This window comes from Endozoicomonas sp. SESOKO2, from assembly GCF_024606245.1.
In the GTDB taxonomy this organism is placed as follows: Bacteria; Pseudomonadota; Gammaproteobacteria; order Pseudomonadales; family Endozoicomonadaceae; genus Endozoicomonas_A.
The window spans coordinates 15257-38748 of record NZ_JAHHPQ010000605.1; the positions used below are offsets into that span (position 1 = coordinate 15257).

General features: G+C 49.2%; 19 protein-coding genes and 1 pseudogene. 11 read left to right on the forward strand and 9 right to left on the reverse strand.

All coding sequences use genetic code 11. From position 1 onward, the window contains the following. Window positions 1-65: 65 nt before the first annotated feature. Window positions 66-2234: pseudogene (locus KDK17_RS14660) on the reverse strand (FAD-dependent oxidoreductase). Window positions 2235-2452: 218 nt separating this feature from the next. On the opposite strand from KDK17_RS14660, the gene hemB reads away from it, so the two are divergent. After that, the gene (gene hemB, locus KDK17_RS14665; RefSeq protein WP_257288374.1) at window positions 2453-3451 is read left to right on the forward strand and encodes a porphobilinogen synthase; all 999 of its coding nucleotides are present in this window, start codon (window positions 2453-2455) and stop codon (window positions 3449-3451) included. A 299-nt stretch (window positions 3452-3750) separates the two neighbouring features. Then, the gene (ppk1, locus tag KDK17_RS14670; RefSeq protein WP_373691605.1) at window positions 3751-5925 is read left to right on the forward strand and encodes a polyphosphate kinase 1; all 2175 of its coding nucleotides are present in this window, start codon (window positions 3751-3753) and stop codon (window positions 5923-5925) included. A 61-nt stretch (window positions 5926-5986) separates the two neighbouring features. Here the strand turns inward: ppk1 and KDK17_RS14675 are convergent, their stop codons facing one another. Both KDK17_RS14675 and KDK17_RS14680 read right to left on the reverse strand, forming a co-directional pair. Beyond that, a complete protein-coding gene (locus tag KDK17_RS14675) occupies window positions 5987-6787 on the reverse strand; it encodes a carbon-nitrogen hydrolase family protein (RefSeq protein ID WP_257280367.1) in 801 nt (266 codons plus the stop codon). Window positions 6788-6855: 68 nt separating this feature from the next. Next, entirely contained in the window at window positions 6856-7020 is a 165-nt protein-coding gene (locus KDK17_RS14680; RefSeq protein WP_257288375.1) for a hypothetical protein, read from the reverse strand. A 349-nt stretch (window positions 7021-7369) separates the two neighbouring features. Here KDK17_RS14680 and KDK17_RS14685 point away from each other — a divergent pair, with 349 nt between their 5' ends. After that, entirely contained in the window at window positions 7370-8200 is an 831-nt protein-coding gene (locus tag KDK17_RS14685; protein WP_257280365.1) for an NRDE family protein, read from the forward strand. Between the two features lie 118 nt (window positions 8201-8318). Continuing rightward, on the forward strand, window positions 8319-8747 hold the full coding sequence (locus KDK17_RS14690; protein ID WP_257280364.1) for a hypothetical protein: 429 nt from the start codon (window positions 8319-8321) through the stop codon (window positions 8745-8747). 139 nt (window positions 8748-8886) lie between these two features. On the opposite strand, the gene ptsP is transcribed toward KDK17_RS14690, so the two are convergent. Further along, a complete protein-coding gene (gene ptsP / locus KDK17_RS14695) occupies window positions 8887-11160 on the reverse strand; it encodes a phosphoenolpyruvate--protein phosphotransferase (RefSeq protein WP_257280363.1) in 2274 nt (757 codons plus the stop codon). A gap of 212 nt (window positions 11161-11372) precedes the next feature. Next, window positions 11373-11867, reverse strand: a complete 495-nt coding sequence (rppH, locus tag KDK17_RS14700) for an RNA pyrophosphohydrolase (protein ID WP_257280362.1) — start codon at window positions 11865-11867, stop codon at window positions 11373-11375. A gap of 188 nt (window positions 11868-12055) precedes the next feature. On the opposite strand from rppH, the gene KDK17_RS14705 reads away from it, so the two are divergent. The 3 genes from KDK17_RS14705 (at window position 12056) to KDK17_RS14715 (ending at window position 14733) form a co-directional block, all read left to right on the forward strand. Further along, on the forward strand, window positions 12056-12712 hold the full coding sequence (locus KDK17_RS14705; RefSeq protein ID WP_257280361.1) for an HAD family hydrolase: 657 nt from the start codon (window positions 12056-12058) through the stop codon (window positions 12710-12712). Window positions 12713-12857: 145 nt separating this feature from the next. After that, the gene (locus tag KDK17_RS14710; RefSeq protein WP_257288376.1) at window positions 12858-13616 is read left to right on the forward strand and encodes a tryptophan 2,3-dioxygenase family protein; all 759 of its coding nucleotides are present in this window, start codon (window positions 12858-12860) and stop codon (window positions 13614-13616) included. Then, a complete protein-coding gene (locus tag KDK17_RS14715) occupies window positions 13606-14733 on the forward strand; it encodes an aminotransferase class V-fold PLP-dependent enzyme (protein ID WP_257288377.1) in 1128 nt (375 codons plus the stop codon). The genes KDK17_RS14710 and KDK17_RS14715 overlap by 11 nt, the downstream gene beginning before the upstream one ends. On the opposite strand, the gene KDK17_RS14720 is transcribed toward KDK17_RS14715, so the two are convergent. After that, a complete protein-coding gene (locus tag KDK17_RS14720) occupies window positions 14734-15927 on the reverse strand; it encodes a class I SAM-dependent rRNA methyltransferase (protein ID WP_257288378.1) in 1194 nt (397 codons plus the stop codon). 340 nt (window positions 15928-16267) lie between these two features. Here KDK17_RS14720 and KDK17_RS14725 point away from each other — a divergent pair, with 340 nt between their 5' ends. The 3 genes from KDK17_RS14725 to KDK17_RS14735 all read left to right on the forward strand — a co-directional run bounded on the left by KDK17_RS14725 (window position 16268) and on the right by KDK17_RS14735 (window position 19189). Then, window positions 16268-16588, forward strand: a complete 321-nt coding sequence (locus KDK17_RS14725) for a hypothetical protein (RefSeq protein WP_257280357.1) — start codon at window positions 16268-16270, stop codon at window positions 16586-16588. Window positions 16589-16708: 120 nt separating this feature from the next. Next, the gene (locus KDK17_RS14730; protein WP_257280356.1) at window positions 16709-17521 is read left to right on the forward strand and encodes a phytanoyl-CoA dioxygenase family protein; all 813 of its coding nucleotides are present in this window, start codon (window positions 16709-16711) and stop codon (window positions 17519-17521) included. A gap of 108 nt (window positions 17522-17629) precedes the next feature. Continuing rightward, window positions 17630-19189 carry a hypothetical protein gene (locus tag KDK17_RS14735; protein WP_257288379.1) on the forward strand — a complete coding sequence of 520 codons (1560 nt, stop codon included), beginning with the start codon at window positions 17630-17632 and terminating at the stop codon, window positions 19187-19189. A gap of 156 nt (window positions 19190-19345) precedes the next feature. Here the strand turns inward: KDK17_RS14735 and KDK17_RS14740 are convergent, their stop codons facing one another. After that, window positions 19346-20014: an N-acetylmuramoyl-L-alanine amidase gene (locus KDK17_RS14740; RefSeq protein WP_257253161.1), complete on the reverse strand. Its 669-nt coding sequence runs from the start codon at window positions 20012-20014 to the stop codon at window positions 19346-19348. 177 nt (window positions 20015-20191) lie between these two features. On the opposite strand from KDK17_RS14740, the gene KDK17_RS14745 reads away from it, so the two are divergent. After that, window positions 20192-20602 carry a phnA protein gene (locus KDK17_RS14745; RefSeq protein WP_257253163.1) on the forward strand — a complete coding sequence of 137 codons (411 nt, stop codon included), beginning with the start codon at window positions 20192-20194 and terminating at the stop codon, window positions 20600-20602. A 65-nt stretch (window positions 20603-20667) separates the two neighbouring features. On the opposite strand, the gene KDK17_RS14750 is transcribed toward KDK17_RS14745, so the two are convergent. Together KDK17_RS14750 and KDK17_RS14755 are read right to left on the reverse strand one after the other, a co-directional pair. Continuing rightward, window positions 20668-22776 carry a hypothetical protein gene (locus KDK17_RS14750; RefSeq protein WP_257288380.1) on the reverse strand — a complete coding sequence of 703 codons (2109 nt, stop codon included), beginning with the start codon at window positions 22774-22776 and terminating at the stop codon, window positions 20668-20670. A 180-nt stretch (window positions 22777-22956) separates the two neighbouring features. Next, window positions 22957-23268: a hypothetical protein gene (locus KDK17_RS14755; RefSeq protein ID WP_257253359.1), complete on the reverse strand. Its 312-nt coding sequence runs from the start codon at window positions 23266-23268 to the stop codon at window positions 22957-22959. Between the last annotated feature and the right edge of the window lie 224 nt (window positions 23269-23492).

The window sequence follows — 23492 nt, forward strand, 5'->3', positions numbered from 1 at the left end:
TTGTCATAAGGCCTCAGGGAAGAGACCCTTTATTGTTAATCTAGTACAGTCAGGAGCTGATTCGTTTAGCACCTCATCCAGTCGTGATACTTTTTGACCCAGTTCAACAAACCCTCCGGCGCATGAGCACGTTTCCATTCACCTGCAGTATATTTGTTGGCTTCGCTGAGCGTTGGATAAATGTGAATAGTGCCAAGAATCTTGTTCATTCCCATATTGTGTTTCATGGCTGTGATGTATTCGGTGATCAGTTCACCGGCATGATAACCCACAATAGTGCATCCCAGAATCTTGTCACTGCCGGGCTTGGTCAGAACCTTGATAAAGCCTCTGTCTTCCTCGTCGGCAATAGCCCTGTCCAGATCATCAATACCGTAGCGGGTGACTTCAAAAGGAACCCCCTGGTCCCTGGCTTCTGTTTCATTGAGGCCCACTCTGGCCACTTCCGGGTCAGTAAAGGTGCACCAGGGCATCACTGAATAATCGACTTTGAACTTCTTGAAGCGCCCGAACAGAGCGTTGACAGAGGCATACCAGGCTTGATGGGCCGCAGCATGGGTGAACTGGTAAGGCCCGGCCACATCACCACAGGCATAGATATTCGGGAACCGTGTCTGCAAATATTCGTTCACCGCTATCGTTCCACGTTCTGTGGTTTCTATCCCGAGTGCTTCCAGTCCCAGACTGGCGGTATTGGCTTTGCGACCTGTTGCAAAAAGGACGGCATCGAAATCGATTTCAACAGTCTGACCTTCATGCTCAGCCAGCAGCCACTGTCTATTGCCTTCCCTGTGAAAGGATCGGGTTTCGTGATTCAGCCGCAAATTAACCCCATCTTCACGGAACTGGGACATCACCTCCACAGAAACATCCGGATCTTCCCGGTGCAACAGGCGGGGACCATGATCCAGCTGTGTCACATTGACACCCAGCCGAGTGAAAGCCTGAGTCAATTCACAACCGATCGGCCCACCACCGATGACCAGCAGTTTTTGTGGTTTTTCACGAATCTCCCAGACGGTATCCGATGTGTAATGGGTAATCTGATCAACACCGGGCAAAGACGGTACAAAAGGCCTGCCACCACTGGCAATAATGATATTTCGGCTGGAAATCCGCCGGCCGTCCACCTCGATCTCCCAGGGACTGGTCAGCCTGGCTGTCCCCGTTACACAGCTTACACCCAGATCGGTGTAACGTTCGACAGAGTCATGAGGCTCAACCTGCCTGATGACCGATTGCACCCGTTCCATAACGGCATTGAAATTTACATCAGCCTGCACATTCTCCAGACCAAACTCATTAGCCCTCTTCATGTAGTGGGCCATCCTGGCTGATCGAATCAAAGCCTTGCTGGGAACGCAGCCGGTATTGAGACAGTCGCCACCCATTCTATGCTTTTCAATTAAAGTGACTTTGGCTTTTACGGCAGCAGCAATGTAGCTGCTTACCAATCCGGCAGAACCCGCACCTATCACGGTCAGGTTATTATCGAACTTAAGGGGTTTTCTGAAACCCTTGTAAACACCGGAATAATTAAACATGACTTAATCCCCCTTCTTTTTTTCGCTCACGGAAGGTTTTTTGATCAGGCTAATAGCTTTGCGTGCTAACCAGGGGAAAGTCCCCAGCAGCACAAAGGAGCCGATAAGCCCCGGCGTTAAAATACCACTGACAGACAATTCCTGAACCTGCCCAAGCTGAGCACCGGCATTCACATAGACAGCGGTTCCCGCCAGCATGCCAAGCTGACTGACCCAGTAGAACGTTCGGGTTTTCATGGGCGTCAGCCCCATGACCAGGTTAATCACAAAGAATGGGACTGCCGGAATCAATCTTAAGGTCAGAAGATAAAACAGGCCATCTTTCTCAATACCTTTGTTGACGGTTTCCAGATGATGACCAAATTTGTTCTGAACCCATTCCCTAAGCAGTGTTCTGGAAATAAGGAAAGCGAGCGTGGCCCCTATAGTGCTGGCAAAAGAGATCACTATCAGGCCTGTCGTCAACCCGAAAATAGCCCCACCGACCAGGGTAAGGATAACAGCGCCCGGCAGGGAAAGTGCCGTTACAACCAGATAAATAGCAAAGAACACGACAATGGTGAGGGCAGGGCTATCGCTATAGAGCGATTGGAAATTATCACGAGTCAGGTATTGCTGTACATCAAGTGTAAAAAAGGCAGTAATGGCTGCCACAACAGCCACCAGCAAAATTATTTTAGTTTTATTCATACAAGGGTTCTTCGCCTGTTGTCTCCGGAACGGATTTTCAACATTCTGTCGGAAAAGCGCGTAGCGCATCTTTTTCGTATAATGCCTGTCAGACTATACGTTAGCCACACCCTTAAGGTTTCAAACGTTATGAGCGGGGTATTCGGCTTTATCCCTCATAACGATCAGGGTTAACAGGCGAAAGAATCACTTTTAATCATCTTCTTCAGAGTATCAGTATGATCCAGCGACCCTTCCCAGCCAGCCGTCCCAGACGGATGCGCTTTGACGATTTTTCCCGCCGTCTGATGCGGGAGAACCATCTTACCCCGAACGATCTGATCTATCCCGTATTCATTCTGGAAGGCTCTAATCACCGGGAAGCCATTCCTTCCATGCCGGGCATAGAGCGGATGACGGTCGATGAGCTGATTCGCGAAGGTGAAGAGCTTCTGGAACTGGGTATTCCGGCCATTGCTCTGTTTCCGGTCACACCGGCTGAGAAGAAGTCTGATGATGCGGCCGAAGCCTGGAATCCGGAAGGTCTGGTGCAGCGCGCCGTTCGTGAGTTAAAACAAAAACTGCCTGAGCTGGGCATTATTACTGATGTGGCTTTGGACCCATACACCAGTCATGGACTGGATGGCCTGATTGATGAAACAGGTTATGTCGTTAACGACCCAACCGTCAATATACTGGTTAAACAAGCGCTGTCTCATGCCGAAGCCGGGGCCGATATAGTCGCTCCCTCCGACATGATGGACGGCAGAATTTCAGCCATTCGCACCCGACTCGAAGAAACCGGTCATCTGAACACCCGGATTCTCGCTTACTCAGCCAAATACGCTTCCAGCTACTACGGCCCATTTCGGGATGCTGTGGGCTCTGCAGGCAATCTGGGCAAGAGCAACAAGCACAGCTTCCAGATGGATGTAGCCAACATTGATGAGGCTCTGCACGAGATCGCAGCTGATCTCAATGAAGGTGCAGATATGATCATGGTTAAGCCCGGTATGCCTTACCTGGATGTTGTCAGAAGAGCCAAGGATGAGTTCAAGGCACCCACCTTTGTTTACCAGGTCAGTGGCGAGTATGCCATGCATCAGGCTGCGATTGCCAACGGTTGGCTGGACCGAAATGCCATCATGACGGAGTCTCTGCTCTGCTTCAAACGAGCCGGAGCCGATGCCATTCTTACTTACTACGCTAAAGAAGCGGCCCGGCTGATCAGACAATAACAGTGCGGCCGTTATTTAAGGGAACTTAAAGTGCCAGATACGATCTAATAAAAAACGTTTGCTAGCTGGCAGCCCTGTCAAGTCAGAGCGTCATAGGGCTGTCATTTTTCTTTGCTAAATACATCGCGTCTGACTGAACTCGAGGCAGGCTGTCTACAAGGCTGTGCCCAAAGATAATGTCTTAATACTCAACTCAGTCATCAAAACGTCGTACAATTGCGTTACAACAATAAGCCACCGTCAGTCCGGCTTGTACATGAATTCGTATACTGCCACTTAAAGATGTCGCAAGAGGTCCCATGGATAATTCACAAGACCGGGAACTCCCCGAACTCAATGCCAATGCAAAAGAGAGTCTGGAGCCTGTTGCCCAGATGCCTCGTATTACAGACCTTAGTAGCCCGGACTATTACATCAACAGGGAGCTGAGCCATTTGCAGTTCAACCGTCGTGTGCTTGAGCAGGCATTGAACGACGACCACCCCTTGATTGAACGCCTCCGGTTCCTGCTGATTTATAGCTCGAACATGGATGAATTTTTTGAAATCCGTGTTGCTGGCCTGATGCAACAGGTAGAGTTTGCCCGCGAGCAAGTGGATTTGGATGGCCTGCGCCCCCAAGCGGTTCTGAAAGAGATCAGCCTTCAGGCCAAGGAAAATGTTCAGCTGCAATATGAAATTCTGAACGACAAACTACTGCCTCGTCTGGCCAAGCAGGGCATTCGATTTATTCGGCGTAACCAGTTGAACGACAAGCAGAAGGCCTGGATCAAGCGCTTCTTCTACAACGAAGTCATGCCCATCATCAGCCCTATTGGACTGGACCCGGCTCATCCCTTCCCGAGACTGACCAACAAACTGCTCTGCTTTATTGTCGCAATGGAAGGCAAAGACGCTTTTGGTCGTGAAACAGGTATGGCTATTATTCCTGCGCCAAGATCTTTACCCAGGGTCGTAGAACTGCCTGAAGAGGTCTGTGACAAGGGTGGCAGGAATTATGTATTTTTGTCGTCTATCATCCATTTGCACATGCAGGATCTGTTCCCGGGTATGACCATCAAAGGTTGTTACCAGTTCCGGCTGACCCGAAACAGTGATCTGGACCTTGAAGATGAAGTGGAAGATCTGGCCAAGGCCCTGCAGGGTGAATTACTCTCCCGCCGCTACGGTGAGGCAGTGCGCCTTGAAGTTGTGGATAACTGCCCACAGCCGCTGGTTGATTTCCTACTGAAAGAATTTGGCCTGACGGAAGATGAACTCTACCGCGTCAATGGTCCGGTCAACCTGACCCGCATGATGTCAGTATGCAACGAAACGTCACCAGAGTTTGATCACCTGACCTTCCCCAGCTTTACACCCAGCTACCCGAAGGTACTGCAAGCCCGAAGCTCCCGTTCTGTTAATATGCTGGATGCTATTCGTAAGTCCGATATTCTATTGCATCATCCCTTCGAATCCTTCACTCCGGTTGTGGATATGCTGCGCCAGGCAGCCACTGATCCGAATGTTCTGGCAATACGTCAGACGTTGTACCGCACCGGAGCACGCTCCGAAATGGTCGATGCTCTGGTAGAAGCGGCCAGGAAAGGTAAAGAAGTCACGGTTATCGTGGAAATTCGAGCCCGTTTTGACGAAGAAGAAAACCTTGCACTGGCAAGAAGACTTCAGGAAGCTGGGGCGGTTGTTGTTTACGGAGTGGTTGCCTATAAAACCCACGCCAAACTGATTCTGATTGTTCGTCGGGAAGGCAAAAAGATCCAGCGGTACGCACACCTGGGCACCGGTAACTACCATGCGGGAAACGCACGACTCTACACCGACTACAGCCTGCTCACCTGCGACAAGGATATGACTAACGATGTTCGCAAGATTTTTCAGCAGCTGACAGGTATGGGCAAGGCTGTGCGTGTGCGCAAACTTTTTCATGCGCCCTTCACGCTCAAGAAAAGCCTGATTGAACTGATCAATCAGGAAGCTGTTAATGCCAGAGAAGGCAAAGCGGCCCGTGTGATCATCAAGGTAAACTCACTGACCGAAAGCCAAATGATCAAGGCTCTCTACCGGGCTTCTCAGGCTGGGGTAGAAATTCATCTGATCATACGTGGCATCTGCTGTCTGAGACCCGGCATTCAAGGACTGTCTGAAAATATTCAGGTGCGTTCTATTGTGGGCCGTTTTCTTGAGCACACCCGCATTTTCTACTTTGAGAACGATGGAAATTCCAGAGTGTACTGCTCCAGTGCCGATGGTATGGTTCGTAATCTGGATATGCGTGTTGAAACTTGCTTCCCCATTGAAGAACCGAAGCTGGCAGCACGAGTGAAGAAAGAGCTGGAACTTTACCTGTCAGACAATACCCGCAGCTGGCAGTTGCAGAGTGATGGTCAATATCTTCAGAACAAACCATCAAGGGGCCAACGTCGCAGAAATGCCCAGAGAAGGTTGCTGGAAACACTGGCAAACTACACTCACTGATTCACAGACAGGGATCCGGGACAAGGTGGGTTTTGTCCTGAATCCATCAATCAACACGCTTTCATAACACTCGATGTTCAAAGCAAGGCATTTGCTTCCTGATCTCCTGCAGTGCTTTTATATTCAGTTCAGTGGTCAAAACACAGGGAGTATTATCGGCTTCTGCCAAGACTTCACCCCAGGGTGAAATAATCATGCTATGTCCCCAGGTTTCTCTCTTATTGGGATGAGTCCCCCCCTGGTTAGCCGCCAGGACATAACAATGGTTCTCGATGGCACGAGCCCTTAATAATGGCTCCCAGTGGGCCTGTCCTGTCACCCTGGTAAATGCTGAAGGTACGGTAATGATTTCTGACTCCCTGACTCTCAGTTCTCGATAAAGCTCTGGAAAACGAACGTCGTAGCAGATAGTCAGGCCTGTTCTGGCAAATTCCATATCCACTACATTCAAATCATTGCCCGGCGAATAGTCATCGGATTCCCTGTAACGACGAGTGCCGTCCGATACATCGGCATTAAACAGATGAATCTTGTCGTAGCGAGTGATTTCATGACCCTGGGGGTCATAAACAAAGCAGGACGCCCTGCTATTCTCTCCTTCATTGACGACACAGGGAATAGAACCACCTACCAGCCAAGCCCCATATTGACGGGCAATGCGGGACATCCAGTTTCTGACCACACTGGTATTATTGCCCAAAGCGGGAATATCCCCCCCCAACTGGGCAAAACATTCAGGCAGCACAAGGATGTTGGCTGATGACTCCATTCCTGAAAGAAGATCCTCTGCCTGCTTTAGATTGGCTTGAACATCAGGTCCGGAACACATTTGGACCACAGCAGCGGTGACTGCTTTACTCATAGGCTTTCCCCTCTGCCATAGATTAACTTCTCCAGTGTAATAGATATGACACCCTCTGAGTGAACTCATCACTCCCGGAGGGGCGAGCTTACAATGATAAGAGCTGCCCAAGTGGCTGCCGCCACTACCAGAGGTGTAGCAATGTCAAGACCCGCGCCAATTATCCTCTCCCAGGCACTCTCAGGATAATCAAAAGACTTCTTGTCTTTCGCTGCCTTTATCACATTTCGCATTGCTGATAGGCCAGACACAACCCATCCACTGAGAATGAATCAGCTTTTGCTGATCTTTTCGATGGGCTTTGAGTCGGATACTTTGACGCATTTTTGAACCTGTCTCGCTGCATGGCATTATGCTATTTTAGTCGCAAACAGCAAGGCTAAAGCCTAATACTGGTCAGACCCGCCTCTCAAGAAGCGAATTTTCACCAGCGTTCAGATCAGATTAAGCGAAATTTACTTAAGAAAATGTTGCCAGTTGTTAACCAAGTGCCGTTTATTGGCTTTACCAAACGATACCCTGGCTCGCTGCTGTTTGTACAATCTCAACCCTGTTGATAAAAACAAGAGATGATCTCAATCTATGTGTCTGATTACCCTGTCCTGGCAACCGGATACCGAGTACCCGCTGATTCTGGTCGCCAACCGCGATGAATTCTATGAGCGGCCAGCAAAAACCGTTCACTTTTGGGAGGACAATCCGGAGATTTTTGGTGGCCGGGATTTAGAAGCCGGAGGCAGCTGGCTGGCTCTGAGTTGCAGAGGCAGAATAGCCGCCATCACCAACTATCGGGAATGGCCCCTTCAACCGGGAGCTCTGTCCCGTGGTCATCTGGTGAGTAATTTTTTAAATAGTAACCTATCACCCAAAGAATACCTGAACAAGATTCATCATAAAGCCGATCATTACTCTGGCTTTAACCTGCTGGTCGGCGATTCCAGCGGTCTGTACTACTATTCCAATCGAATGGGCAGTGTTGTTTCATTAAAGCCCGGCTTCCACGCCCTAAGCAACCACCTCTTGAACAGCCCCTGGCCCAAGCTGGAAAAAGTAAAGCAGGGATTGGCTCAGCATGTTGAACATCACCGGAAACCCGAGCCTGAAGCACTGATTTCTATGATGCACGATGACTCAAAAGCACCCGATGACCAACTACCCAATACCGGTGTGAGTCAGGAGCAGGAAAAGTTTTTATCCAGCTGTTTTATAGCCAGCGAACAATATGGAACACGAAACACCAGTGTTCTGATTCTCGACAGGCAGGGTTCTCTCAGCTGGACTGAGCAAATCTATCTGCCTCATGGACAAACCGGGAAAAAACGCCAGCTCTCAATGGCATTTCCAGTATCATGGCAACCCGCCGCGAGATCGGTCAACCTAAAAAATGACCACAAAGCAGCCAAAAACAGCTAACTTTCATAACACATGGTTTGTCTCTATTCCTTTCAGAAGATCTGGAACATTGCTTTCAGCAGCTTCCGCAAAGTGTCGTATCCGCAGTTAATTCGTAGTGAGAAGTAAGGAGTATAAGATGAGATTACAAGCCCCTATCCGACTTTATAAGTCCCTGCTGGCCGCACTGATGCTGTTCTTCTCGATGACCCTGCAGGCCGATGGTTGGCATCAAATAGGCGAGAAACATATCATCCCTTCTCAAGACACGGCAACCATCAAAATCTCTTCTGACAACGGGGACATTCCCTACAAAACTGTAAAATTTCATATCACTCAGGGTAGTTTGAAAATCCGTTCTGCCAAGGTACATATGAGTGATGGACAAGTGATAGACCTGAGTGTCCAGAAGCTTATGCTACCGGGACTGGAAACCCGGGGCTTCCCGATTCCTGACCATGGCCGCTCTATTAAAAAAATTGTACTTTATATTGAGGCTCCCCTCGATCACTCATCCAATGTAGTTGTTTATGGTATCAAAGCAGACACTTCTGAAAAGAAATCCTAGTGCAGCCGAGCTGTCACCCGCATGCGGGGTCTGTCAGCGAGTCAGACCATGGAAGGTTTGTCGGAGCGGTAGGCATAGCCAGACAATCAGGTTTTGTTTTCTGAGCTTGAGTGCGTAGCTTCGATGGGTTTGACCCGTTCTAGCTGGAAAAGCGTTTACTCTTGATGCCCATCACTTTACCGAGCCCCTCCCGACAGAGGGCCAACTCCAGAGTGCTCCGGATCAGATGAGAATTGTCCAGCGTCATCACATCCTCCAGAATCTCTCTGGCTCTTTCCAGAGTGATTTTCCTGAGCGCCCACTTCACCTTAAGCAAGTTGGTGGCACTCATGGACAGCATGTCAAACCCCATAGCCAGAAGTAGAACGGAAGCTACGGGGTCACCGGCCATTTCACCACAAATACCGACGGTTCGGCCTTCTTTATGACAATCTTCGACCACTTTTCGAAGCGCCTGCAAAACCGCCGGATGAAAAGAATGATATAAATCAGCCACCCTGGGATTATTACGATCCACCGCCAGAAGATATTGCGTGAGGTCATTGGAACCGATCGACATGAAGTCCACACTCTGGGCCAGTTCACGAACCTGATAGACGGCAGCAGGAACCTCAATCATGACTCCGACCGGAGGCATCACGACCGGCAAGCCTTCGGCTGACACTTCGCCGTGAGCCCTATGGATAAGATGCTGTGCGTCTTCTACTTCAAAGACACTGGTTACCATTGGCAGCATGATTCGAAGATTATCCAGTCCAACACTGGCTTTGAGCATCGCCCGGATTTGAACCAGAAATATTTCCGGATGATCCAGGGTTACCCTGATACCACGCCACCCTAAAAAGGGGTTGTCTTCTTCAATGGGAAAATAGGACAGCGCCTTGTCCCCACCCACATCCAGCGTACGCATGGTGACCGGTCTGGGTGCAAAGGCTTCAAGCTGCTGGCGATAGATTTTTTCCTGTTCTGCTTCGCTGGGGAATCGTTCCTTGAGCATAAAAGGAACTTCGGTACGATAAAGACCGACACCTTCCGCGCCCCGATCCAGGGAACGAACCGTATCAGTCATAAGGCCGGTATTGACCCACAGTGGTAACCGGTGGTTGTCCAGAGTGACACAGGGCAGATCGCTGATCGTTTCCAGCCCTTTACTGAATTCTTTTTCTTCTTCAACAACGGCCTGATAATGTTCCAGCAGTTCCCTGGAAGGTGAGGCATAAACCAACCCAAGGTTACCATCAACAATCAGCTGCTTGCCGGACATCTTGTGATAGGGCAAATCAACGGCCCCCATCACTGTAGGAATACCCAGAGCCCTGGCCAGTATGGCCGCGTGGGAATTGCTTGAGCCCTGTATAGAGACAAGACCCGCCAACTTATCCCGGGGAACATCTGCCAGCATACTGGCTGTCAGTTCTTCACTGATCAGAATGGTTTGATCAGGGTAGGTTATGCACTCATGATCGTGTTGCTGAATACTGGCAAGAACCCGACGACCCAAGTCTTTGACATCAACAGCACGCTCACGCATGTAAGCGTCGTCCATCATTTCAAAATTACGGACGTGCTCGTTTATAACCTGCCTGAGTGCTCCCGGTGCCCAGTTACCCTGTTTCACCCGGTTTCTGATTTCCAACCCCAGTGCATTGTCGTCCAGCATCCGAAGATAGACATCAAATAACGCCTGCTCTTCTGCCGGCAGATGGCCAGAGAGCTTTTCGGCGGTGGCCTTCATTTCCGAACGGACCGATTCCAGAGCCAGATCCAAAGACTCCAGCTCTTTCTTGATGTCGTGGCAGGTTCGATCAGGAACAGCCCCTAAATCAGCGACCGGAGAAACGACAACGGCTTCACCAATAGAAACACCGGTTGCGCCGGGCGTCCCCTGAAAGCGAGCTGTTTTCTGAGTATTGACTGTAACATGCAGGGAACCAGTGGCCTCAGCATGGGCAATAACACCTGCTAGCTGGGCAGACATGGTGACCAGGAAAGCTTCTTCATGCTCGTCAAAACGGCGTTGTTCTTTTTGCTGAACCACCAGTACACCCAGGATCATCCGATGATGAATGATGGGAACCCCAAGAAAAGCATGAAACTTTTCTTCACCGGTTTCCTTGATGTAACGGTATTTAGGGTGGGAAGAAGCTGTTTTCAGGTTGATGGGCTCCTCTCTAAGACCCACCTGACCCACAAGACCTTCGGATTGGGATAAACGGGCGACACCGACAGCCTTTTTATTGAGGCCTTCTGTCGCCATCAATGTATAGATAGCCTTTTCAGCGTCGTAGAGATAGACAGAGCAGACTTCAGTACTAATGGCCTCACGAACCCGCTGCACAATGATATCCAGCGCAGCCTGCAAATTCGAGGCGGCACCGACTTCCTGTACAATCGAACGCAGGGTGTTCAGCATGGTGACTTAGTCCAGTCTACTTATCAGTCTCCTGAGTCTGCTATCTCAAAATAACAGACGCCCGATTCTGTTGTTTACTTTAAAACGGTTTTCCATGTCGTGACTGTCAGAAACAGGCTTCCATCACGCAAGTGCAAGGATAGCACTTGATTGAATATTGTCTGAGCCTTTGAAGCTGATGCCAGTATTGAACATCGTCTCAGTGTCAAAAGTCATGACTCTTTATTCGCTTGCAGGTGTCCTATTCGGGGAGCCAGCTCGCGCAAAGCACGGCGATAAACCTCCCTTTTGAATGAAACGACCTGTCCCAGGGGATACCAATAGCTGACCCATCGCCAGCCATCAAACTCGGGTGATCCTGTATGATCCACACTAACCTCGTCATCACTGCTCAGCAGCTTGAGCAGAAACCATTTCTGTTTTTGCCCAATACAAAGCGGATGCTGGTCTCGACGAACCAGTCTTCTGGGCAGGCGATAACGCAGCCAGCCACGAGTGCACGCCAGAACTTCTACGTCTTCCGGCTGAAGCCCAATCTCTTCATACAGCTCGCGATACATGGCTTCCTCAGGGCTTTCATCATCATTTATACCCCCCTGGGGAAACTGCCATGCTTCCTGTCTGATTCGCCTGGCCCAAAGAACCTGCCCGTGATGATTAGCGAGGATTATGCCCACATTAGGCCTGAATCCATCTGTATCAATCACTTAAGCGACTACCTTAAACTATCTATTACTTTGCATTGTTTCATAAAGCGCTGTAAAACAGCAATCAGGATCTGCGCAATCAGGATGCCACTTTTGCTTTCCTGAAAAGATCATGAACAGCCACTGGGGAGATTTTCGTAGTACAATCACCCCTCGTTTTTCAGCAGTGCAGTCTGGCAGGAGTATTTGTGGCTCTGGCAATTTTTGATCTTGATAACACCCTGATAGCCGGTGACAGTGACTATCTATGGGGACAGTTCATGGCCAATGAAGGCATAGTGGACGCTGCCCGCTTTCATGATGGCAATGATCATTTCTACCGTCAGTATGAAGCGGGTACGTTGGTTCTTAGTGAATACCTTGACTTCTGTCTTGAGCCACTAACCCATTACACTCTGGACGAACTTAAAGTCTGGCATGACCAATTCATGGAGCGGATCATTCGTCCCATTATGCTGGAAAAAGCTGCGAACCTTCTGAAAAAACACCGGGACCAGGGGGATCACCTGATGATCATAACCGCCACCAGCCGATTTGTTACCGAGCCTATTGCCAAAGCCTTTGATGTCGACACTTTACTGGCCATAGAGCTTGAGATTGAAGATAACCGCTACACAGGAAAAGTGGTCGGCACACCGACTTTTCAGGAAGGAAAGGTGATCCGTCTTAAGCAATGGCTACAGGAAAACCCGGAATATTCTCTGACAGGCAGCTGTTTCTATAGTGATTCAAAAAATGACCTGCCCCTGCTGGGCCAGGTGGATCACCCTTTCGCTGTTGATTCTGACCCTGAACTGACCGCAGTTGCTGCTGAGAAAGGATGGCCAGTCATCAGTCTCAGATAAACCGGATTTATTCTTTAAGAACTGTCCGTTTCTATGCTTTATTTAAGAGGTATCAGCAACTTGTCCTCTTCACTGCTGATACCTCCAGAGCAGATGCACCATACCCGGCCACCTGCTCACAATGATTAAAAAAAGCGGAGAAACCATGGACAGATCCCACTTCTACGCATTGATGGAAGGTGAAGGTAAACTGGACTACGAAGTTTATCTCAACACTCCACAAATTCTTAAAGCTCAGAAGCCCATGGCTGATCTTTGTAATAAAGATGAACTGATGTTTCAGGTCGTTCACCAGGTCGAAGAACTCTGGATGAAACTGATCGGTTACACACTACTGGACATCGATGATTACCTTCAGGAAACCCATACTCGCCGAGTCATCACCCTGTTCCAGAGAGTCAACAAAACACTGGATATGATGACCAGCCAGCTGCATCTGCTGGAAAGCATGTCGCCAAAAGAATATCAGGAAATCAGGCTGCAACTGGGCAATGGCAGCGGGCAGGAATCCCCCGGATTCAGAACCCTGCTGAAAATGCCCCCCTTCCTCTGGGAGAGTTATAAAAAACATTACCTCAACCAGAAAGGGCTGACGCTGGAAAAGATCTATAACTCACAATACACTCACCGCGAAGCCTATGTTGTGGCAGAAGCCCTCACCGAATTTGATGAACAGTTTCAGGCTTTCCGTATTCATCACCTTAAGCTGATCTACAGAACCATCGGCATGGGAGCCAAGTCTTTAAAAGGCCGCTCTGTAGAGCTTTTGCAAAAGGGCATTCAACACCGCTTCTTCCCCGAACTCTGGGATATCCGTGGCGCAATGACCGATGCCTGGGGCGGAGAATACGGTGTAAAAAGAGACAACTTGGGCAACCAGAAAAAAGCTGCTCATGACAACTGATATTCAAAAGCTTTTCCATCGACCGGAGCGGGGTGTCTATCTTCTGAACCATTCGGTTGGCTGTCTGCCCATCACCGCCAGCGCCGCTTTGCAGAGTCACTTCCTGGAACCCTGGAAACAGCAGGGCAGTAACGCTTGGGGACAATGGCTCGATAACCTGACCCGATTCAATTCTGCTCTGGCCATTCTGCTGAACGGTAAAACCCGGCAGTTTTGCCCACAGACCAACCTCTCAAGTGCACTGACAAAAATAGTAGGTTCGCTGCCATCGGCACCTTCTGACAGTCATGTTTTACTGTCAGAGCGAGACTTTCCTTCTACGGGATTTGTGATCCAGACCCTGTGTGATCGTTTCGGACTCAGGCCCCGCTTCGTACCCCATGAAGCTGACCTCACAGACCTGAACCGTTGGGATGAAATGCTGTCCGACGATGTCTGGCTGGCTTTTATCACTCATGTTCAGTCCAATGACAGCCTGCGCCTGCCTGTGTCTGACATCACAGAACTGACCAAAAGGAAGTCGATTATTTCAGTCGTAGATATCGCCCAGTCAGCCGGAGTTGTTCCCATTGACCTCAAACTCTGGCAGGCCGACTTCGTGATCGGTTCCAGTGTTAAATGGCTGTGTGGTGGACCTGGCAGTGGTTATCTCTGGGCCAGTGATGACATCATCGAACAATGCAGGCCTATGGATCTCGGCTGGTTTTCTCACCAGGACCCCATGGCGTTTGATATTCATCACTTTAACTATGCGGATGACGCGAGACGATTTACCGGAGGAACTCCTTCCATAATGCCTTTTACCGTCTCTGCAGAGAGTATCCGAACTCTGAGTCATATCGGTACCGAAAGGATTTTCCAACATAATCAGAAGCTGATTGATCGCATGATCGCTCGGATTAATCAAGGAGAGATTCGCTCTCCATTGCAGGGAAATCGTCGAGGAGGCACCCTGGCCATCTCATTTACAGATAACCAGAAAGCGATGAAAGCCATGCATGGTGCTGACATATTCTGCGATCAAAGATCCGAAGGCCTGCGTTTTTCACCTCACATCTACAATACGGAGGAAGACGCAGACCAACTGGTTGCAGTGATTAACCGGCTGAAATGCTAATCAGACTCGGGTCACCCGGGCAATGATCGCCTTGATGTACTCTGTCTCCGGTATGGCAGGCAGAACAGGGTGATCGGGGCCCTGGTGGCCTTGCTCGATGATTTGCAAATTACGATCAATATGGCGGCTGCCCGCTCTCAGAGCATCAAACAGTGAATCTTTTTGAAGATGCATGGAACAGGAACAGGACACCAAAATGCCATCCTTTTCCAGCAACCTCATGGCCAATTCATTAATACGGCGATAGGCCTGTTCACCCGCTTTGGTATCCTTGCGTTTCTTGATAAAGGCCGGTGGATCAACAATCACGACGTCGAACTTCTCACCTTCATCCCTCAGAGTTCTCAGAGTCGTGAAAGCATCGCCATGGATAGACTCAACACGATCGGCAAGACCATTAAGCCCGGCATTTTCATGGACCAGGTCTAACGCTTGTTCAGAAGCATCCACACAGGTGACCTGGCTGGCACCAAAAGCCGCACATTGAACGCCCCAGCCTCCGACATAACTGAAAACATCCAATACTTTCTTAGCATTGACGTAGTGACGCAAACGTCCACGGTTTAAACGATGATCGAAGAACCAGCCCGTTTTCTGACCTTTCATGACGGGCGCCCTGAACATGACACCATTCTCTTCCAGTTCGACTTTTTCCGGCATTTCGCCATAAGCCACTTCTACATACTCAGGCAGCTTTTCCAGCTGTCGACCGGTCCCGTCATTTTTCAAAAGAATACCTGAGGGCTTGAGCACCTTGACCAGAGCATCAACAATGTCGTCCCTGACCGCTTCCATACCAGCGGTGGACATCTGGGCAACAACATGATCACCAAAACGATCAACCACCAGTCCCGGTAAACCATCACTGTCGCCAAAGACCAGACGGTAGAAGGGTTTATCGAACACTCTCTCCCTCAGACTCAACGCCACCTGAATACGATGCACCAGCAGTGAACGATCAAGAACATATTTGCTGTCTCGGCTGACCAAGCGGGCACAGATCAGACTGTTTGGGTTGATATAGCCCGTACCCAAGACTTTGCCTTCAGCACTTTCGATACTGATCAGTTCTCCCGTTTCGAAGTTTCTCAGGGGAGAAGTCTGAGTATCGACTTCGTTGCTGTAGATCCAGAGATGACCAGCTTTCAATCTACGATCAGCCCGGTTCTTGAGGCGGAGAGTTTGTAACGTCATGGAGTGACTACCAGAGCGGCAAGAGGGAAAAAGGAAAGAGCGCATTATAAGGGTTCAGAGCGTTTCGGTCATGCCGGGATGTTTGTCACTCTTTGCCGACAATTGTTAGTGGATGGCCTATCAATGCTTTTCTTAAACTGAAGAAAAGAGGCTACTGATAAGTGTTTTTCCCTGAAAAACCAACGAAAAAGCGAACAAACACGCTGGTAAGTCGCAAAAAATCGACAGACATACGAATGGGTTACAAGTTGATCAATCTTTACTCTGCAACTTATTAACTGGTTGCCTGGAGTCTGACGGGGCAGATGTCGTCCGACGGACTCCTCTGGGAGTAATGACTATGAGAGCACGTCTTCAAGAGAGCCTGGCTGAAATGCTTCTGGGATTTAATGATCTGGAAGATCTTGAGCAGATTAAGTCTCTGGTAGAATCCGCCAATAAAGGATCAGCCTCCGGTGCCAACCACTTTGTCGAGCACTCCGGTCAGGCTGTTCAGCCACAGGACCTGAAAAGCTTCCTTCGTATCTATCCGATGGCACAGGCTCTGGTCGCCATGGTTCGCCATTACGAACTCAACAAAGAGACGGATACTCTTAAGGTCGTTCTCGAATCGCTGCTGGAAGACCTGGAAGAAAGAGAAGCCAACGAAACAATTCACTGATAAGAGACCCAAAGACTGTTCATTCAGCTCAGGCTTTTTATTCAGCTCAGGGTTGTTTGTTAAGCTCAGTGCTGTTTATTCTAATAAAGAATACCTGAACTGAATCAGTGAGGCGTAAGCATGTTGACTCTGTCAAAGGAAAACAGGCGCCAACTCAGCAAGGACGGCTATACGGTCATTCCTGATGCTGTTCCCCAGTCCCTGTGTGATGACGCCATCGATTTAATCACACAATTTCTCGATATTGATCTCTGCAACCCCCAAAGCTGGTACGAAAAAGATCTGGGTTACAACGGCCTTGTGCCCGTTCACCAGCACCAGAGCCTCTGGAATATAAGACAGCACCCTAATATTCACGCCCTTTTCACACAACTCCTTGGCACCGAAAAACTCTGGGTTCGAATGGATAGACTGTCCTTCAAGCCCCCTTCTCTTGATCCCGAAACGGACCAGCTAAAAAGTCATATCCATCTCGACTTTCCGGCTGAAAAACTAACATCGTTGCGCTTGCAGGGCATTCTCTATCTAACCGAGACCAGAAAAAATCAGGGAGCATTCTGCTGCGTGCCCAGCCTTTTCAAAAAAGATGAGGTTCTTAAACACCGCGAAAGTCTCTGGTTTTCTGAAGAGGAGCTGAGTGAACATCCGATCGAACCTATAGAAGGCGAGGCAGGTTCACTGATTATCTGGGACTCAGGACTCCCTCATTCTGGCATGCTGAATATTTCGGACAAGCCCAGGCTGGCAGTCTATATTTCTATGTTTCCGGCAGGCTTGGAAGAGACGGCTGAGGAACGCATAGAACTCTGGCAGGAAAAAAGAGCACCAAAAAAGTGGCGGGGCTTAAACCATCAACAAGACCCTGAACCAGGAGAGCCTGCCCGGCTCACTGAACTGGGCAAAAAACTGTTGGGGTTGGAGGAATACACCTGACCGTCCCGGCCCTGCCGAGAGTCTCTTAAAAGCGAACATTCAAATCATTGGCTAAGTATCAATGCAGCGTCTAGGCTTCCTATCCACTTTTTCTACGGAAACCTTAACATGACTAGCCTGCAGCTTTGTTTCGTCCTGTTAGTCGCCCAGATATTCTTGTTGCACACTCTGACTTCAGAGGCTCAGGCGGCGACTCAACCTGCCTCTATGACAGTATCGTGCGACTCTCTCACAGGACAAACGTCAGGGGTTCAGAGACGGCTAAACCAGTATAGAGAGCTTTTTCGCGGAAAACAGTGTCTTGTTCTCAGTGCTAACCCGAAAAAGGATTTAGCTAAGTTGATCCGCCAGGCTCCTCAAAACACCGTGGTATTGCTCTCATCCAACTCTGTCCATGCAGGTAAAAAACAGGCTATATACGTTACAAACTATCAAATCGTTTTGAAGGATGGTCAGGACATTATTGGAGCCGCTGATGATGGTTTTGAAATCGTCATCGGTTCCCATTTAGGGGGCAACTCTGTAATCAAGGTAGGAACCACTAAAAATTTCCGGTATAGAGAAACAAGAGACAGCAATATAAGACACATTACTTTCTGGCCATTTGGACGCCCTGATGAACCCAGAACTAACACTGTTGTTTTCGCAGAATGTTATAACCGGAGACTGATTATAAAAGACAATGTATTTCATATTCCTGTCCGATCCGCCGTTCATCTTGACTGCAAACAATCTCTGGATGCAGACGCCGATGGCAGCCGCCCTGGCCCTGGCCTCCAATTTGCCAATAACACGATCAAAGGTCACATCATCAAGAACTGGTACCTGAACTACATGCCCGAAGATGGGGTGTCTGTAAATCTTCCTGCTATCAGGAACCAGTCACACAGAATCGCTGTTACTGGTAATACATTCATGGGCAGAATGGCAGAAGCGGGTGAATTTACTCTTGGGTCCGGAACTCGCCTGGATATTTTCAGAAATACAGTAGACATTGCCAATCATGGCAGTACTAACACACTTCGCGACGCCCGTGCCCAACGATCGCCACGGCTGGGAGGCTTCACGCTTATAGGTCATACCGATGGCAATGCAGAGCCTCCTCACTTTAACCTGGCAGGCAACCGGATCCGGGTAACCGCGAGAACAGCGGCCGCTATAAACGTCAGCGCCCCTCTTAAACTCGCCCTGGCCTGTAACCACCTGCAGGCCGTTAGTCCTTGGCAACAACTTCAAGAACACTTCAGCCTGAAAGCGGCTGATCCGTTATCGCTGGGAGGTGAGTGCGAAAGACCGATGACTTCACTCGTTGAAATGCCAACGCCAAATTCAACCGTTGTCACGCCATCGGTAAACTCAACCGTTTTCATGCCAACAACCATGCCAACAACCGTTCCCTATAACATCAGTCAGATACTGAACACCTGGACAGCCATTAACTCCTCTGCCACGGCCTGTGGTGGACTGACCAACTTCGAAGGTCGTTTCTTCTTTGAATCAGGAGTCTGCCCCACAGTCGCTACGTCCTCTGCTTTTGTTAACAATGTGGCTTTTGGTAGCAACACGATGTCCGCTAAGAGCGCGAGCCCCAGTTCACCGTCGGATGCAACCAGAATGACTACGGGTTTAGGTGTTATAACCACTCTGGCTATATTGCTGGCTCTATAAAACACACTTGGCTCGTCCCGAGCTTGTAGAAGGAGGGTGACAACGCACTTAAAAAACTTCGTACACAGGGGCATGGAGTATTTCCATAGAATTTGTCAGCATCTCAAAATGACATATTCTTTTCAGAAATAGTACGTCGAGCAACGATTATTGAGATCATGAATGAGATCTGACTCCCTCCTGAATCAGCCTGACCGAGGTTTCTGTTAACTCGTTAACCCTTTTCCAGAAAAGTGTTCGCTGTTCTCTATCAGCAGGTTCCAGCGACTGGAACTTCTCCAGAGAAGCCTGAAGCTCCTTTGGGCAAACAGATTCCCGAACGGGCCGAGGTTGATCAGGAAAACTCTCTGTAAAAAGACGATCCCAGTCAAAATGACAACCCGGATCGGCTTTTCCCCTGAAACCAGCTATGTGTTCATGGCCAATAATCCGTTGTGGATCACCCAGGCTGGGGTAGTGCTCCTGCAACAGGCGAATCACATCTTTCAGAGCTGAATATTGTGCATCGGTGAAAGGGAAAACATTCCCGTTGTAGTTAACCAACTCTATTCCAATAGCAAAATCGTTGAGCGCTTCTTTTTCCTGCCAACGACTGATACCAGCATGCCAGGCTCTGTGAGCAGTTCCATTCAGGCAACTGACCAGCTCATAGACGGTCCCGTCCAGATCAATCACCAGGTGAGCTGAAACCCCACAACCTGGACTCGAAATCATGTCCAGCGTACCCTGAAGGTCCACAGCCGTGTAGTGCAGGACCAGAAATTCTACAGGAATTTCCCGGGCGTCAAAGTTGGGGCTGGGATGTGAAATGAAACTTAAAGCCATTGATTTGCCTGTAAAAAGTCTGGGATCCATTGAACTGATAGCGTAACCAGCCATCCAGTCAGAGATCAAGGGCGTATTTTAAGGTATTTATCACCCGATCAAGGAACTTTGAGCTTCATTTGCGCCATAGTCAGCTTTTCAATTCCCTGTATCATTAGCTCATTTGGGAGAAAGAATATGGCCAAAGGCTTACTGAAACATCAGGAACGACAGGCTGCACTGAACTTGCTTGGCAAGGATCTTGCCCGCAGGGCCAGTTCAAAGTGTGAGCTTTGTGAAGCAGCCGGTGTTCCGCTTAACATCTGGGAAGTAGCTCCTGTTCCTGAAGAGCCCGATTTTGAGCACTGCCTGATGACCTGTGACATTTGCGGTGAGCAACTCAGCCTTTTTGAAAGGAAACCCGCAAAAATGAACGTTGACCACTGGCGCTGTCTGGGCAAAAGCGTCTGGAGCCAAGTTCCGGCCGCCCAGGTGATGTCCGTCAGAGTCCTTCGCCAAATCTCAGGGCAATACCCCTGGGCTGCTGAAATCCTCGAACACGTCTTCCTTGAACCTGAAACAGAAAGCTGGGCTCAGAAGATTGAGTGAGCCCTGCTTCACTCTGCCTGATGGCCGATAAAGTCCTGGTCACATTGTTTCTAACAGTGAAGTGTTTATTGAGACTTGAGATCAACGTCCCGGTTCATGCCAACAAATTTGCGTTTTCGATGCTTACCCTTGTGTTCCGTCAGAGCTCTGGCATTCTTGCAGACTGCTCCGCACGGCCGCTGTTGGCCGTCCAATCCGACAACGGTCACGTAGCAGGTTTGTCGCCCACTGTGGTCTTTTCTTCTGTGATCTGACAGAACTTTAGAACTCCTACAAACCTTCGCGCACGGGCGCTGCTGGCCATCTTTGCCGACCACGATCCGGTCACAGATTTGTTGCCCGCTGTGCTCTCTTCTTTTGTGATCCGCCAAGGATCCGGCACTCTTGCAGATCCTACCACATGGCCACACCAAACCATCCTCCCCAACCACGATCCTGTCACAGATTTGTTGCCCGCTGTGGGCTCTTATTTTGTGAGACGCCAGACAAGGAGCATTCTTGCAAACCATCCCGCATGGGCGCTGTCGGCCATCCTCTCCGACCACGGTCACGTAACAGGTTTGTTGCCTGCCATGCACCATTTTTTTGTGGTTCGCCATGGTTTGAGCATTCTTGCAGATCTTCTTGCATGCTCGCTGCTGACCATACTCCCCGACCACAGTCATGTTACAGGTTTCTGGCCCTTTATGATTATTTCTATTGTGATCCATCAGGGCACGAGCATTCTTGCAGACTTTCCCGCATGGCCGCGGCTGACCATCCTCCCCGACCACTCTGACATCACAGCTATGTTGCCTTGGATGACTTCTTTTTTTGTGAGATGACAGAGCCCGAGCATTCTTGCAAACTCTCCCACATAGTCGCTCTTGGCCACCCTCTCCAACAAAGATCACGTGACAGATTTTTTGCCCGCTGTTGTTCCTGGCTTGTGCTTCGTCTGTCCGGGAAAGATGGGGTTGGCTCTGACCTGACTGGGATAATTCAGTGATTGTCTGTGGTGTTTCTGAAGAGTCAAGCGCAAGGGAAAACCCAGCTTCCTGGCAAAGTTCAGTTGGATCGACTAACCCATTAATGACCCCAAACTCATTCGCTGTAAAACGCAATCCGTCGTTCATTAGCACAAGACCATTAAGCGGCCCGGCAACGTCAGTTGGATAGGTGCCCCCCGCACGCATTGAGTCTGAGGTGTCCCTGTCTAAGGCAACCTCATCCAAAGCGCAGGCATTGTTGGCAGGGTTGCAGTCAAACTCATACGCCAAATCAAGCAGTTGATTAGAAATCAACGAGAGTTGAATACCAGAAAGATCATCCAGTATTTCGTTTTGTTCGAAATGCGTCGCTTCAAAAGGATCAAAATCGTCTATGCGACTAATGCTGTGTTTATTAGCCAAATGAGGGCATGAGCTCTGTCCGGGGTTTGCTCCGTTGAAGCCCATCGAAGTTTCTGCCGAATTCAGCAGCCAATTATCGGGGCTTCCATTATCAGAGAATGGTCGGAAACTACAAACACCACGACAAGGGTGAACGAAACAATTTAAACCCAAAGTATGTGAGTGTTGTTGAGAACCTCCTCCACTACCGCCTGAGTCAGAATACATGAGGCTGGAGATAAAGCCTCCGGGGAGATTAGCAGCTTGTGGAGCTCGCTGTCCCGATGATGTTGATGGTTGATGTGGTCGCTGGTTGTGTCCAGAGCCAAACATCATTGTAATAGTGTCTAACGAATGGTCCTGACTCACCTTTTGTTGTTCAATCGGGTTAGACATCAGTAACCCGGAGTTCCAATAGCTTTTTAAAAGCCAACCGACAGCGACAAGCACTTCTACAGATAACCATGAATAAGGATTGGAATTCAGGGGGGCGTCTTTGATGGTCAGTATCAGTTTGTGAGCCACCTGCAGGTCAGTGGCATAAAGTAACTGCCACGAAATCGACTCAATGATGGTCGCTTTTATCCCATAGCCGCCAAGTCTGTGTGGTTTGTCATCAGGCGGCCTGGTTGGTCCTGTATAGCCATTTGTGTCGGCAATATCTGACGGGTTACCCTGCGGTGAATGTCGGACACCTTTGATAGAAAAGCTCTGATGCGAAAATCCTGCATTTGGTTCAGCCCCGACAGCAAAACATCCTGTCCACGGTTCAGCCTGACAGACGACAGACAACCCGAGTACCAAAAACAGCGGCGCCATAAGGAGTAGGTATTGAATAATTCTATCCTGGCATTCTGGTTCACAGACAAGAAGGATAGATCACCCCAAGAAAGTGGGCTTCGAAATACTCTGGTTCTGATTTATTAACACCATGATTCCGCAGCGCTTCGAATGAATGTCTGCAAAATCCAGAACCGGGCAACCTCAACGTTTGTTACTTTTCTGATAGTTCTCAATCGCTTGCTGGCGACGTTTACTGACCGTCAACTGTTCCTGTACACGATCTCGTTCAAGCTGGCAGGCTGATATCATTCCCTGATAGAGCGTCTGGAGTTCTTCGAGCAGATCCTTCACCTCTTCCGAGGGAGCAGAGCCACTTTCCAGCGCTTCTTCGATCGCCTGACGTGCTTCAGAATCCAAAACTTCCAGCGTTGTCCAATCCCTGCTTCGGATAGCCTCGCCAAGAGTATAAATGGAATTCTGGAGCTTCTCTTTGACAATGTCGGTTTTGTTCATCGGTAACCTCTCTACCATCAGCGATGTCGGCCTGAGCCTGAGTGTAGACAGTCATGCTAACGGCATCTGCCAAATGAAGTGTCTAAGACGATGATCACTCCAGTTTATATCGTTGAGTTTTTGCTATTGTTTAAGCTCACCAGAATGCTGATGAATATTATGGATTGGTAGACTAGCAGCCTGTCGGACTTAAGCGTCCGTAGCGAGGATTGCAAGAAATTGAG

Excerpts from the sequence above, each read along its gene's own strand:
- hemB (WP_257288374.1), top strand. The coding sequence starts at position 2,453 with ATGATCCAGCGACCCTTCCCAGCCAGCCGTCCCAGACGGATGCGCTTT.
- ppk1 (WP_373691605.1), top strand. The coding sequence starts at position 3,751 with ATGGATAATTCACAAGACCGGGAACTCCCCGAACTCAATGCCAATGCA.
- KDK17_RS14675 (WP_257280367.1), bottom strand. The coding sequence starts at position 6,787 with ATGAGTAAAGCAGTCACCGCTGCTGTGGTCCAAATGTGTTCCGGACCT.
- KDK17_RS14680 (WP_257288375.1), bottom strand. The coding sequence starts at position 7,020 with ATGCGAAATGTGATAAAGGCAGCGAAAGACAAGAAGTCTTTTGATTAT.
- KDK17_RS14685 (WP_257280365.1), top strand. The coding sequence starts at position 7,370 with ATGTGTCTGATTACCCTGTCCTGGCAACCGGATACCGAGTACCCGCTG.
- KDK17_RS14690 (WP_257280364.1), top strand. The coding sequence starts at position 8,319 with ATGAGATTACAAGCCCCTATCCGACTTTATAAGTCCCTGCTGGCCGCA.
- ptsP (WP_257280363.1), bottom strand. The coding sequence starts at position 11,160 with ATGCTGAACACCCTGCGTTCGATTGTACAGGAAGTCGGTGCCGCCTCG.
- KDK17_RS14710 (WP_257288376.1), top strand. The coding sequence starts at position 12,858 with ATGGACAGATCCCACTTCTACGCATTGATGGAAGGTGAAGGTAAACTG.
- KDK17_RS14715 (WP_257288377.1), top strand. The coding sequence starts at position 13,606 with ATGACAACTGATATTCAAAAGCTTTTCCATCGACCGGAGCGGGGTGTC.
- KDK17_RS14720 (WP_257288378.1), bottom strand. The coding sequence starts at position 15,927 with ATGACGTTACAAACTCTCCGCCTCAAGAACCGGGCTGATCGTAGATTG.
- KDK17_RS14725 (WP_257280357.1), top strand. The coding sequence starts at position 16,268 with ATGAGAGCACGTCTTCAAGAGAGCCTGGCTGAAATGCTTCTGGGATTT.
- KDK17_RS14730 (WP_257280356.1), top strand. The coding sequence starts at position 16,709 with ATGTTGACTCTGTCAAAGGAAAACAGGCGCCAACTCAGCAAGGACGGC.
- KDK17_RS14735 (WP_257288379.1), top strand. The coding sequence starts at position 17,630 with ATGACTAGCCTGCAGCTTTGTTTCGTCCTGTTAGTCGCCCAGATATTC.
- KDK17_RS14740 (WP_257253161.1), bottom strand. The coding sequence starts at position 20,014 with ATGGCTTTAAGTTTCATTTCACATCCCAGCCCCAACTTTGACGCCCGG.
- KDK17_RS14745 (WP_257253163.1), top strand. The coding sequence starts at position 20,192 with ATGGCCAAAGGCTTACTGAAACATCAGGAACGACAGGCTGCACTGAAC.
- KDK17_RS14755 (WP_257253359.1), bottom strand. The coding sequence starts at position 23,268 with ATGAACAAAACCGACATTGTCAAAGAGAAGCTCCAGAATTCCATTTAT.